This is a genomic window from Methylotenera sp., assembly GCF_036401095.1.
Lineage (GTDB): Bacteria > Pseudomonadota > Gammaproteobacteria > Burkholderiales > Methylophilaceae > Methylotenera.
Window position 1 is genome coordinate 56,542 of record NZ_DASWWA010000023.1, and the last position, 12,142, is coordinate 68,683.

A 12,142-nucleotide genomic window follows, 5' to 3' on the forward strand; every position below is an offset into this window, starting at 1 on the left:
TTATGCGCTTAAATTCAGGTTAATTTATTGTTGGAACGGCAATGATTGAGATTGTGTTTGGAAGGGCGCTGCACTTAATCCACCTAGGGTTGAATTTATCGCTGGTTCAGCTTCAAATGGAATTGCGTAAGACTCTTTACCTGATGTCACAATGACTTCATTGGTATTAATCGATCTAACTGTGCCGAGTCCATCAATGCGACTACCAGCTCGTGCAATTGATTTGCTACCATCGGAAAATACAATCGTCGCAGATAAATTTGAACCTATACCTGAAACCAACCTTACACGCGCATCGTAGTCGGTAATGTCTTTTGATTTTTTACTAGGCCGAACTCTGGTAGATGTTGATAATGTCCCAACTGAAGGTACGTTAGTACCGCCAGTGCCATTCATTTTTGATTGAAACTCAGCTTTTTTTAATTTCTCTGTTAATAACGCATTTTGTGAACGTAATTCATCTAGCTCTGAAAAATTACCAACATTTGGATTGTTGTATTCAGCCTTCTTAGGTGCTTTTTCCTCTGTTGGTGCTGTTGCTGCAACCGGTGCTGCTACAGGCGTATTGCTCGGTACTGCTGACGGTTTAACTTGATTGACAGTGTTAGCTACTGGGTCCGCCAAAGGATCCTGTTTAGATGGCATTTTTGTTGAGTTGACTGGTATCTTTTTTGCAGGTACATCAGCAAATGTCATTGCCGGTGCCGCATAAATCGCCAAAGCAACTAGAGCTAAGATTTTTTTAGTATTCATAGTAATTCCTAATTTTAAAAAAGATAATGGATTAAAGAATCCTAGCGGTAATGACGATGGCCGTTAGTTGTTTATTAAGCGAATTATCAATACCACCACCAAGCGCGTAATTGTTTGCTTTACCTACGCCACTTTTATTTACAGTGCCTTTGTCACGTTGAAGCCCTGTAAGTAGAAGTGCATCACCTGGCGTTAAAGACACGCTTTGTTGATTACTTTCTGAATCAAAATTAGGGTTCTGAATGGTGCCGCTACCATCTTGACTAGTAATTTTAGTGAAGCCCTTATTTGAGCTATTTTGCATATCCATACCAAGGATGATTTTTCCATTAATAATTCTAGGTATAAACAGTGCTGTAAAGCCTGTAGTAAGAGATCCTGGAGTAAATGAGGTGGTTGAACCAACATTTGCTGTGATGGTGGTAGTAGATCCTGCAATGTAGCCTTGCGTGTTTGCCATTTGAACAGGCACCGGCTGACCGTTCAATGTGGTGACGGTTTTCTCTATGGAGTCGGTAATATGGCCCATGCTAGAAAGCGCTTGGAAGGCAAGTTGTGAACCGCTGTATTGTGTTGTATTGCTTGCGTTTGATAATACATTGAAGCCAAATTTAGCAGGATTATTGCCGGATGATACGGTCGGTGTCTGTGGGCCGGAATAGTTAAACCCGTAAGCGCCTGCCACAGAGTTAAAAATAACGGATGGGTTCCAGTTATAGTTGTCATTATTAGTAACAGTGACAGAGTAAATCTGCATCGTAATAACGACCTGCTGACTCTGCTGATCAATCACTTCTTTTGCCCACATTTCTACTGCTCTAACTTGTGCAGGTGTGCCAGAAACGGTAATGCTGCCGGCAGCACGATTAGCAGCAATTTGCCCATTACCAGCAACAATTTTTGCCGTTTTTTCTAACTCACCCCAAGTATCAATTAAGTAATCAGAAGTGCTTGTGCCGCCACCTGAATTTGCACTTGTCGTACTGCTGCTTGTGCCGCCAGTGTTCTGCACACTAGAAGATGAGGTAATCGTGCTACTGCTTTTGAAATTTCTAGCTGTTGCGGGGAAGTAAAAGGTTTTTGTGTCAGTTTTAAAGTATGTGATTCGTCCATCTAGAACTTTCCACCACGCATTTACTTGGTTTCCTAGCGTATCAAGCAGCCCAGAGAGCGTACCGTCGTAATTAATGAACAAATTAGCAGGGTTTAACGGAGTTGTAGAATTGGCTGTTGGTACAGTGTTATTTGGCATGACTTGGCCAGACAAGTTTCCATTAGTTGCCGATGTTGATGTTTGTAATCCAGCAATATCTACAACTAACCCAGTGCTTTGAGTAATCCATGATGTTGCTTCTACAAGAGAAACGGCTTTTGTTGGGTGATAAGCAGCTCTAATTTTCAATATAGGCAGCTCAGGCTCTGCAATCTGTACTTGGGCACCCATAATAAATGCTGTATTGCTTGATGTAATGATTGGAATTGGCTCTGCAGCTTTCTCACGGCTTACATAAATAGTCTGCTTAGTATTTTCGGCCATTTTTTCGACTTTTGTTTCAAGACCTGTACAAGCAGAAAGGCTGCCGATTACAGCTAAAAGTAGTGTGCGCTTTAGAAAAATGTTGTTCATTGTTATTTCCTTAATTAAGAGTTCATCTACTTAGCCGCAACACCAGGGCCGGTGATTACTAATGTTTTATTCAAATCATGAAATTGAGCACGAATAATTGCGCCACTATTTGCAAGGCTGTTAATAACGGCAGAAGATGCGGTTTTAAAATCACCTTGAAACGTTGTCTCAGCCGCGACATTCCAATCTTTAGGCACTTGCCATACAACCGTCCAGCCCTCAGCTTTGGCCCATTCTTGCAATTCCATACCTACCAATTTACCTAAATGTAATTTCCATGATTTAGGAATAGGTGTGATTTCAAATGAAGTAGATTCAATAGGTTCTATTTGAAAATCATCTGGCTCTTTAATTGTTTTTGGCGCCTCTTTTGTAATGGCAATAGGCTCAATTTTTAGTGACTTAGCAGATTCAGTAGATTTTGAAGGGGTAGCTGATTTACTCAAATTAGGGATTATTGGCTCTATATCAAACGGATCTGGCTCCGCTTTTGATGTAGCACAACCAGCCATGCCAGCCAAAGATAGTAAGCATCCAACTAAAATATATTGACGATTGAATTTCAAGCTTGAAATAAACATGATTAGGCCTTATTTAAAATTACGGACGATCATTAATGAATATGGTTGACGTTTTATTTGAGACAGCCATATCAACGCCAGCAGCTACAGATACCTTGTCCACAACATCCAAGAACTCACCTGTAATTACAGAAGGCTTCCCAACTTTATAAAAATTTGAGGCATTCCATTTCACGGTGTAATTGCTGATTTTTGCCCACGCTTCAATATTGTCTTTCAATGTTTTTTCAGGCTTGAGCTGCCACTTGCTTTGACTGACTTGTGGTAGCGGAGCTGGTTGTGTCTGTTGTACGCTAATAATTGGTGCCACAGCTTGGGCAGGGGCCTGCGTTCTGTATTGGGTTGGTGCCGGTGCCGGTTTATATACTGCCGGTTGCTGGATTGGGGTATTAACAGGTTGTTGAGCGTATGCTGGGTCACTAGAGTTCTCAAGCAATACACGTAGAAGCTTTACCGCCAGCATTTGATCTAATTGCCCAGATTCTGCACTCTGATAAATTATCCCTACCAATTTAGTTTTAGTTAGCGCTGCGCCTGCTGAAGGTGCTGGCATTTGTTTTACCGCTTGTAGTACAGGATCCTTCTTTGCAACCATGCGCTGTACTTGTACTTGAGCCGGCTCTTTCACTGCTGTCATCATCGAACTTGGTTCCACATGCGTTTGATGCGACGGAGAGTTTAAAACGATAGTGCTTGGATAAATGTTGCCATTCATTTGAGGATTAGGATTGTTATCAACCTCAATAAAGATTGAGCTTGCTGGAATACCTTGTTTTGTTAGGTAGTCACGCATCTTATTTGCACGGTTAACCGCCAGCTTGTCTAAACCGTTCTTGGTTCCGATAGATGCATCTTGGCGGCCAATGATTTTAATACTTCCTTCACCAATCATTGGGAGTAAGTTTTTTAAAGCTTGGATGCCTTCTTGGGTTAGGGCGCTACTCTTTTTAAAGAATGGGATTAGGTATTCTTTATATAGGCCCTCTGCCGCGCTTTGTGTTGAAAAAGAATCATCCGAGAATGATTGATAGTTTTGCTGCAAAACTTTTTGCTGCGCTCTCTGTTGTTGCGGCTCATTCATAGGTGTAGGCAATAAGTCTTCATCAATAACTGTGTAAGCCGCAGTCACTGAAGAAGATACGAATAGCAATGAAAGCGCTGCTGCGATGCATTTTTTCTGGCTCATAATATTCTTTCGACTGGTTGTTGATTGTTTCATGTAATTCATGATACATTGATATTAAATTATGTGCAATAAATCATGTATAATTAATTTAAATTAGATCAAACTTTTGCTGCAAAAGTATTGGGCTATTTAACAGGGGTGATTAGTGGCTACTAAAGAAGAGTTAATAGACAGGAGATTGGATGGTTTACGCTTTGCACTTGGCGACATGGTGCTAAGTGCCTTAAACGATCCTGATACTGTTGAGGTGATGCTCAATGATGATGGCTCATTGTGGGTTGAGAAATTTGGAAGTATGGAGCAGGTGGGGGATATGTCCCATGAGGATGGCATGACCATATTGAATCAAGTTTCCTCGGCTCTGGGTGGCCAAATGTCAAAAGAAAACCCCTTAGTTGAAGGTGAGCTACCTTTGGATGGTTCTCGTTTTGAAGGTGTAGCGCCTCCTGTAACTGAGGCCCCGATCTTCGCCATAAGGAAAAAAGCCACAAAGATCTATACGCTTGATGATTACGTGCGCACAAGAAGCGTTAGCTTTGCTCAAGCAGAAGTATTGCGAACTGCTATAAAAGAAAAGCAAAATATCTTAGTTGTTGGCGGTACTGGGACAGGTAAAACAACGTTTTGTAATGCTGTATTGCATGCCATTAGCTTACTAAGCCCTGATGATCGTATGGCTATCCTTGAAGATACAAGAGAACTGCAGTGCACACTGAAAAATAGATTCTTTTTAAGGTCTACAGAGTGGACTACTTTGGCTAGGCTCTCTATGGCCGTGAATAGGCTACGGCCAGATCGAATTACAGTGGGTGAAGTGCGTGATGGTGCGCCAGCGTTAGCAATGCTCAAGCTGTGGAATACCGGCCATCCTGGTGGAGTTGCAACTGTGCATGCAAACTCTGCTTATGCTGGCTTAACGCGAATGGACCAGCTTGTGCAAGAGGTCTCACAAAATCCGCAATCAATCTTAATCGGTGAGGCTGTAAATATAGTGGTCTATCTTGAGCGCACTAATAAAGGCCGCAGGATTAAAGAAATTATTAGAGTTAATGGGTACAGCCCATTAGAGAAAAAATTTCTAGTTGAAACTGTTATTTAATAAGGGTGGTTATGGGGTTTGATTATTATTTGTCTTCTTTGCAGTATCAGCTAATGATGCTATTTAGCATGATGCCTAATTTAGTGACAGAAAGTTGCTCAGTGGCTACACATATGCTTTTGTACAGCATAGTTATTTCCAGTGTGCTTATTTCAATAAGTGGCGTTTGGTTTTATAAACGCTTTATCGTATCGAAGGCAGTAAAGTAGTTCGATGTAGTAGTAATTCTTTAATTTTAATAAGGGGAGTTTGATATGTTTATAGTGTTAAAAGCTATATTTAGTACATTTAATATGTTGGCATTTTTTCGGGTTTTATTAATGTTTGGGCTGCCATTATTATCAATTGATGTGATGGCAGCAGATGAGCTGGGTGATGGCACTTGTAAATTAGTTAACTTACTCACAGGTAAGTGGCTGTTTGCATTTACCATTCTGGCAGTTCTTGGTGGTGGTGCAGCGCTGCTTTTTGGTGGTGAGATTACCGATGGTATTAAGAAAATTGCGACTATTGTTACTATCGTCGGCATTATCTTGGCAACATCAAGTATTTTGACCTTGGTATTTTCAAGATTCGGTGGGGTTGCTTGTTAAATGACCATGCGTAGCCCAGTTCGTAAAGTATTGCTTAGAAAAATATCATGGATGGGAGGTGATCGCCGTCTAGTGGGCGTCAGCGGCTTGGTTCTATTCTGTATTGCTTGGACGATGTTTTACGGGTTTGGGTTCTTTTATGGGCTGCCTATCATTATTCCATTCGCTTTTTGGATGGCAATATTGTGGGTGGCTCGTGCAATCAATGAATCTGATCCATACATGGTGGATGTGATTTTACGGCAATTCAAATACCGCAAATATTACGCCCCTAAATCAGATGTAGGTGTAGAGCATCCCCAAGTTCGTGATTTTGTTTAATCGCGCCTCGATTAATTAAAAGTAAGGTTTTTGACTATGAGTATTGACATCTTCGCTAAAGAGTTTCGCACTAAACGTGCTGGCTTTCCTGATATGTTGCGCTATGACCGTTTGTTTAAGCGTGAAGGCATCATTTTGGGTAAGGGTGGCGAGTTAATTTCCACTTTTAGTTACCGAGGCCCTGATATGCAATGCGCCTCTGAGGAGGAGCTTTCAGTTTTACGTTTAATGGTTAGTGATGTTGTCCGAAATATGGGCGTGGGCTGGATGCTGCATACCACTACCTTGAGGAAAGCCTCTGTTTCTTACGTGGAGAAAGATGAGTTTCCTGATTTTGTATCACAAAGTATTGAGAACGAGCGTCGTAAGCAGTATGAGTCAGAAGGTGCTCACTATGAAAACGAATACTACTTCACTTTTACTTACCTACCTGAGCCGATGATGGTGAGTAAGGTGCGAGAATTTGCATATGAAACTGATGATAAGGGGAAAAGTAGCCCTATCCGGATTGCTTCAAAATCGGTGGAATACTTCGAGCGAATGTTGTATGAATATGTTGGTTTGATAGAGCGGCAATTAGGCGCATTGCAACGTTTGATGCCCTATCAAGAGCAGGACCCTGCTACCTTTAGAAAATCGTGGTTTGACCCACAACTTTCTTTTATTCACGAATGCTTAACTAGTGTTAAGCAGCCAATTAGATTACCGACGAAATCACTGGCCATTGGAATTGATTTTCTTATCGGCAGTTATGCATTTATGCCTGGTATTCGGCCTAAATTGGATGATAAATATATTGCGGTAGTCGCTATAGAGAGCATCCCTGATTTCGGTTCCGAGTTTGGTATGTTGGATATTCTAAATAAATTGCCTATCGAATTTAGGTGGACGACACGATGGATTGCTCAGAATCAAGAAGCTGTTAAAACTGAGGTTAGTCGTACCCGTTCAAAATGGCGCCAAAAAATACGTGGGTTCATTGCTGAGTATAGAGGTAAACAGAATGGCCCTGTAAACATGGATGCTGTCAGAATGGCCGAAGATGCGGAAAATGTGTTAAATGATATTAACTCAGGAGATGTTTCTTATGGTAAATGGACTTCCACAGTGGTCCTAATGAGTGAAGATGCTAGTGCGCTAGATGCAATGGTTCTTTACTTGATTAAACATATACGCCCATTGGGTATGACTTGCCGTGAAGAACGGGAAAATTGCACAGAAGCTTTTTTAGGTTCATTGCCAGGCCATGGTTATGAAAATGTACGCCGACCATCTATTCACAATATGAATTTAACAGATGGCTTGCCCCTTACTTCAGTTTGGCAAGGGCCAACTGAAAATCCATGTTCTTTTTACAAAAAATTCTATGGAAATCGCCCAGTTCCGCCGTTATTTTATGGCTCAGCAACCGGCTCTACACCATTTCGTGTTGTATTGCATAATGGCGATGTGGGCCATACATTCATTGCCGGACCTACAGGTGCTGGTAAGTCTACTTTACTGGGTTTGATGGCGGCATCACATATGAGATACCCTCAAGCCAAGTTCTTTGGTTTTGAAAAGGGTGAGTCTATGCTTGCTCTTTGTTATGCGGTAGGAGGCAATCATTATAATTTCTTGGATGAAGATAGTGATGGTTCTGAAATTGGATTTGCGCCATTTAGCCAAATTCACCGGCTATCTGATCAATCATGGGCAGTGGATTATGTGTGTACAATTTTGGAACTCCATAATATTGTTGTTACATTAGATACTCGTTCTGAGTTAGCTAGGGCGATGGAACTGTTGGCTTCGCGTCCAGTGTCGATGCGAACGTTTACTGATTTGGCTCAGATTGTGCAGATCCGTGAAGTGCGTCAAGTGCTTGGCCTGTATGAGCGAGATTTAGCTGGCGGTATGTTGAATGCTAAAGAGGATTCTATAGTAACGAGTAAATTTACCGTATTTGAACTAGAGCAGTTAATGGAGATGGGCGATACCCACGTAGTGCCGGTGCTCTTGTATCTATTTAGGATGGTTGAGCGTTCGCTAGATGGCTCACCTGCCATTATTTGTCTTGATGAAGCTTGGCTGGCCTTGCAGCATCCACTTTTTGTGGAGCAAATTAAAACCTGGCTTAAAGTTCTTAGAAAAGCGAATGCTTTGGTGATTTTCTCTACTCAAGAACTGGAGGATGTTGCATCATCTCCAATTGCATCAACAATATTTTCAAGTTGCCAAACAAAAATATTATTGCCGAATGCTGAGGCGAGTAGTGTTGAAAGTGCTAAGTTGTACGAGAATATAGGGTTGAGTCGTCGTGAAATCCATCTGTTGACTTATGCGGCGCCTAAGCGGGATTATTTCTTTAAATCCCCAGCTGGTAGGAGGCTGTTTCAATTGGAACTAGGACCGGTCGCATTAGCTTTTATAGCTGCCTCTGGCAAAGAAGATCGCAGAATGGCAAAAAACCTGTTTAGACGTTATGGAAGTGGTAACGAATGGACCTCGGAGTGGTTGAAGTATAAGGGTGCAAGTAATTAGTATGGTAATGAATTGCTGTTAATATTGACCGATATAACTTAATGAGTTGAGAGTGTAATGACTGAAATACAGTTTGATGTAATAGCGGCTTTATTGCCAACTCGGATCAATAAACCGAAATCAAAAGAGGCCGCTAAATTAGTATTGGTAGATGGCAAGCGAAACATTGAAGCATGCCATATTACTGGGTTGAAACCCAATGCTGTAGGTAATGCAATTAAGAGATATAAAAATGCGCACGACCTAATTTTAACTGCTTACAATGACAAATAAAAATAACTAGACATACACCTAGATAGGTGTATAATTATTATTAAGAAGTTTTGCTGCAAAAGTAATTGGCTATAATGGTTTTTATGATAAAAAAATCATTTGCATTTTATAATATGAATGTAATAATGTGTTTTTAGATGACATGGTTAAATTATGGGAACCCCAAATGAAAATAACAAAGAAAACTTCGTTGGCACATTTGTTGAAACATCATTTAATGGAGAAGACATTAAAGCCACTATTCAGTCAGAGCGAAATAAAGGCATACAAGAAGCGCCTTGTGCCTTTCTTGATAGTGGGGATGCTGACCGCTAATACTTCATATGCAGCCACTTGTGGCGCATGTGCAAGGGAGAGCACCCAGATTATGAACAAGATTCAACTGGTTGCAAGTTATGCGAAACAGGCCGCCTCTTACAGTACGCAATTGCAGCAGTATCAATCACAGCTGCAAAACATGATGTTAAACCCATCAACTATCATGCCTGATGATTTAAACAAGCTAACACGCGGCATTGGTGAGATTATGTCTGCTGGCAACTCTATTGGAAATACTTATGCTGAGGTTGATTCTAATTTTTCCAAAACATATAACTCGCCATTAGCCGGTGACTTTGCAGATCGATTTAGAAGTTGGACAACTAATAGCCAAGACACTCTTGGTTCAGCAATGCGTGCGGCTGGCTTACAGCGTGACTCTTATACTAGTGATACTGCGGCATTAAATGCGTTGTGGAATAAGTCTCAAAGCTCACAGGGTACAGTGGCGGCTATTCAGACTCTTAGTGAGATTAATGTTGAGCAAATACAGCACACACGCAAGTTAGAGCAGTTACTTTCAAGTCAGAATTTGGCGACCAGCACTTTTATGGCTAGTCAGAATGCTAAGGCTCAAGACAAGCAAAATGTTGAAGATGTTATTTCTGTTATGCCTAAACCTGTGAAATTACAGGATATGAAAACAAAGAAAATATCGGTAGATTAGAGATATCTAATCATTAATTTTATTAGGGAGATTGTTATGAAATTTATTATGTTAATAAGCTTAACTTTATTAATGACTGCTTGCGATGACCAAGAAGCAGAAAAGCTTAAACAAGAACAAGATAAGGCGGCAGTTGAGGCGTTAATTACAATTCCACCACAGACTGTTGTTTTGCCTCAGATGAAAAATATTAAAGGCCATGCCGAATAGTTAGCTTTCACTTACAGTTCATAGAAAATATAATATGAAATTCATTATTCCTATCTTATTCTTATTCTTTAGCACACTAGCAAATGCTGTTACAGCTGATCCAGATAGCGTTATAGGAATAATTAAATCATCCATGTTGCCTTCCATCGGCATTATAACCGCCATGGCAATTAAAACATTATCTGGTTTTGTGTTACTCCAATTTATATTAACTAATATAGGCTTGTTAAAAAGTGGCAGTGACCTAGAACAAGTATGGGCAAAATTATTAGGTAGTTTGTTTTGGTTTGGTATTTGTTTCTATGTAATATCCAATGGTCCTGAATTTATTAAAGGAGTGGGGAACCAGTTTTTTGATCTCCTTGGCATAGGTTTACCTGATCCATCAATTATTATCGCTTCTACATTGGCCATGGCAGTTCCACTCTCTGTATTAGGGGTAATTGTAGGCGTTGCTAGTACTGTTGGTGGACAAGCTATTTTAGGGGTGGCTTTATTTATCTTTGGAACTGGATTGTTCTTTGCGATAAAAATTTTTATGATCCAATTGGAATTGGCTCTAGTCGTAATGCTGTCCCCTCTAAGTTTCTCTATGCTCGGTCTGAATGCTTTAAAAGACCAAGGCATCGCACCATTTAAGGCTTTAATTTCTCTTATCTATAGAATCATCTTAATGACCATTATCTTGGCTGCGTTTACACAAGTAAGCACAGTAATGGCAGACCTTCTTAATCAGGCAATGGCTGAAGCTACAAGTTTAAAAGGATTGGTCGGGTCAGTAGTGCCAGGAATGGAAAATCCATTCTCTAAAATGTTTGGCATGTTATTTTCTGGTTTGGGCGCATTTGCATTGTTAGCGTATATGCTTTACAAATCAGATTCAATCGCTTCAAGTCTTGCTAGTGGTAGTACATCGATGGGTCCTGCGGATATGGCTGCTGGCGTCGCAGCTGGCGTTGCAGCTGGGATGGCTGCTCATTCTAGTGGGGCAGCTACGCTAGGAGCTTCAAATCAAGGCGCATCCGCTGTAAGTGATATGGTTAAAGGCTTGCGTAGTCAGGCGGCTAGTGTTACGAATGCATCTGGTAGTGGTACTGGTGGTTACGGTTCCGGACCAGGTTCCAATAGTATGTTTTCATTGGGAGACGCTCCGAAAGGAGGGGCTAAGTCCCCTAATTATTCAACTAAAGATATACAGCAAATGGCAAAGGACAAAGGCCTTCCTCCAGTGGGAGGGGTGCAACAACCTTCATCCAATTCCACAAGTTCCGCTGGTTCAAAAGCGGCCAGCTCAAGCTCAGGCGTTGATAGTTCACCTGGTAATAACAGTAATTCATCGTCGCCTAATCAAGCAGGCTCCCCAAGTATGTCTAGCACCAACACCAGCTCTCCCGCAAATGAGAACATCCAATCGGCGCCGCTTGGTAATGCAAATAATGCAAGTATTAGCGGAGCAGGTAGTTCTGCGTTAGAGAATCAATTAGGCGCGTTGGTGGAGCAATTGAGTAAGCAAGGGCAGTCTAAACCTAGTGCTAAAGATCGGCTGAGTTCGCTAAATAATCAAATTGAGCGTGAATCTTCGGCAACAAATGTAAGCATCAGCACACTTAACCATGATTAATACAATAATTAAGGGAATAAGCTCATGAAATCAGAAATCATTAATAATGCGTTGCGAGGGCGGGAACTTGATGCATTAGGTAAAAAACGTAAACAGGTTGCGATTTTATTATTTATTCCTACTGCATTGTTATGGTTCGTTTTAACTAGACTGGGCTTACATGCTTTGGTTTCTGGTTTAATCACTTGTATCATCGTTGCCGCAATTGGAACTGTAAGTGATAAATACTTTAGTTATGACAGGGATCATATTTTCTATCGCATTGTTGCGGCGATGATTTGTGCAACTATCTCTATAATTTGTATGATTCGGTATTTATAAAGAATTGAAAGTTTTGCAGCAAAAGTATTTTATTAAATAATTCATTATT

General features: G+C 40.9%; 14 protein-coding genes. 10 read left to right on the forward strand and 4 right to left on the reverse strand.

Annotated elements, in window-relative coordinates; all coding sequences use genetic code 11:
• Nucleotides 1-24 precede the first annotated feature (24 nt).
• The 4 genes from pilP to VGD82_RS11650 are packed head-to-tail and all read right to left on the reverse strand — an operon-like array spanning nt 25 to nt 4,147.
• Nucleotides 25-753, reverse strand: coding sequence for a type IV pilus biogenesis protein PilP (pilP, locus tag VGD82_RS11635; protein ID WP_331020550.1), 729 nt, complete (start codon nt 751-753; stop codon nt 25-27).
• A 31-nt stretch (nt 754-784) separates the two neighbouring features.
• A complete protein-coding gene (locus VGD82_RS11640; protein ID WP_331020551.1) occupies nt 785-2,380 on the reverse strand; it encodes a hypothetical protein in 1,596 nt (531 codons plus the stop codon).
• Between the two features lie 26 nt (nt 2,381-2,406).
• A complete protein-coding gene (locus VGD82_RS11645; protein ID WP_331020552.1) occupies nt 2,407-2,961 on the reverse strand; it encodes a toxin co-regulated pilus biosynthesis Q family protein in 555 nt (184 codons plus the stop codon).
• Nucleotides 2,962-2,980: 19 nt separating this feature from the next.
• Nucleotides 2,981-4,147, reverse strand: a complete 1,167-nt coding sequence (locus VGD82_RS11650; RefSeq protein ID WP_331020553.1) for a TcpQ domain-containing protein — start codon at nt 4,145-4,147, stop codon at nt 2,981-2,983.
• Nucleotides 4,148-4,292: 145 nt separating this feature from the next.
• Between VGD82_RS11650 and trbB the strand changes: the two genes are divergently transcribed.
• The 10 genes from trbB to VGD82_RS11700 all read left to right on the forward strand — a co-directional run bounded on the left by trbB (nt 4,293) and on the right by VGD82_RS11700 (nt 12,093).
• Nucleotides 4,293-5,246, forward strand: a complete 954-nt coding sequence (gene trbB, locus VGD82_RS11655) for a P-type conjugative transfer ATPase TrbB (RefSeq protein WP_331020554.1) — start codon at nt 4,293-4,295, stop codon at nt 5,244-5,246.
• Between the two features lie 254 nt (nt 5,247-5,500).
• A complete protein-coding gene (locus VGD82_RS11660; RefSeq protein ID WP_331020555.1) occupies nt 5,501-5,839 on the forward strand; it encodes a hypothetical protein in 339 nt (112 codons plus the stop codon).
• Entirely contained in the window at nt 5,840-6,160 is a 321-nt protein-coding gene (locus VGD82_RS11665; protein WP_331020556.1) for a VirB3 family type IV secretion system protein, read from the forward strand.
• Between the two features lie 36 nt (nt 6,161-6,196).
• Entirely contained in the window at nt 6,197-8,683 is a 2,487-nt protein-coding gene (locus VGD82_RS11670) for a transporter (protein ID WP_331020557.1), read from the forward strand.
• Nucleotides 8,684-8,740: 57 nt separating this feature from the next.
• The gene (locus VGD82_RS11675) at nt 8,741-8,956 is read left to right on the forward strand and encodes a hypothetical protein (RefSeq protein ID WP_331020558.1); all 216 of its coding nucleotides are present in this window, start codon (nt 8,741-8,743) and stop codon (nt 8,954-8,956) included.
• A 153-nt stretch (nt 8,957-9,109) separates the two neighbouring features.
• Nucleotides 9,110-9,271, forward strand: coding sequence for a hypothetical protein (locus tag VGD82_RS11680; RefSeq protein WP_331020559.1), 162 nt, complete (start codon nt 9,110-9,112; stop codon nt 9,269-9,271).
• Between the two features lie 52 nt (nt 9,272-9,323).
• Complete coding sequence (locus tag VGD82_RS11685) at nt 9,324-9,941, forward strand: hypothetical protein (protein WP_331020560.1); 618 nt, start codon at nt 9,324-9,326, stop codon at nt 9,939-9,941.
• Between the two features lie 36 nt (nt 9,942-9,977).
• Nucleotides 9,978-10,151: a hypothetical protein gene (locus tag VGD82_RS11690; protein ID WP_331020561.1), complete on the forward strand. Its 174-nt coding sequence runs from the start codon at nt 9,978-9,980 to the stop codon at nt 10,149-10,151.
• Between the two features lie 34 nt (nt 10,152-10,185).
• The gene (locus VGD82_RS11695) at nt 10,186-11,772 is read left to right on the forward strand and encodes a hypothetical protein (protein ID WP_331020562.1); all 1,587 of its coding nucleotides are present in this window, start codon (nt 10,186-10,188) and stop codon (nt 11,770-11,772) included.
• Between the two features lie 24 nt (nt 11,773-11,796).
• On the forward strand, nt 11,797-12,093 hold the full coding sequence (locus tag VGD82_RS11700; RefSeq protein ID WP_331020563.1) for a hypothetical protein: 297 nt from the start codon (nt 11,797-11,799) through the stop codon (nt 12,091-12,093).
• Nucleotides 12,094-12,142: the final 49 nt, after the last annotated feature.

Bases quoted from the DNA above. Each gene is read 5' to 3' on its own strand.
- pilP (WP_331020550.1), bottom strand. From the start codon at position 753: ATGAATACTAAAAAAATCTTAGCTCTAGTTGCTTTGGCGATTTATGCG.
- VGD82_RS11640 (WP_331020551.1), bottom strand. From the start codon at position 2,380: ATGAACAACATTTTTCTAAAGCGCACACTACTTTTAGCTGTAATCGGC.
- VGD82_RS11645 (WP_331020552.1), bottom strand. From the start codon at position 2,961: ATGTTTATTTCAAGCTTGAAATTCAATCGTCAATATATTTTAGTTGGA.
- VGD82_RS11650 (WP_331020553.1), bottom strand. From the start codon at position 4,147: ATGAGCCAGAAAAAATGCATCGCAGCAGCGCTTTCATTGCTATTCGTA.
- VGD82_RS11660 (WP_331020555.1), top strand. From the start codon at position 5,501: ATGTTTATAGTGTTAAAAGCTATATTTAGTACATTTAATATGTTGGCA.
- VGD82_RS11665 (WP_331020556.1), top strand. From the start codon at position 5,840: ATGACCATGCGTAGCCCAGTTCGTAAAGTATTGCTTAGAAAAATATCA.
- VGD82_RS11670 (WP_331020557.1), top strand. From the start codon at position 6,197: ATGAGTATTGACATCTTCGCTAAAGAGTTTCGCACTAAACGTGCTGGC.
- VGD82_RS11675 (WP_331020558.1), top strand. From the start codon at position 8,741: ATGACTGAAATACAGTTTGATGTAATAGCGGCTTTATTGCCAACTCGG.
- VGD82_RS11680 (WP_331020559.1), top strand. From the start codon at position 9,110: ATGGGAACCCCAAATGAAAATAACAAAGAAAACTTCGTTGGCACATTT.
- VGD82_RS11685 (WP_331020560.1), top strand. From the start codon at position 9,324: ATGAACAAGATTCAACTGGTTGCAAGTTATGCGAAACAGGCCGCCTCT.
- VGD82_RS11690 (WP_331020561.1), top strand. From the start codon at position 9,978: ATGAAATTTATTATGTTAATAAGCTTAACTTTATTAATGACTGCTTGC.
- VGD82_RS11695 (WP_331020562.1), top strand. From the start codon at position 10,186: ATGAAATTCATTATTCCTATCTTATTCTTATTCTTTAGCACACTAGCA.
- VGD82_RS11700 (WP_331020563.1), top strand. From the start codon at position 11,797: ATGAAATCAGAAATCATTAATAATGCGTTGCGAGGGCGGGAACTTGAT.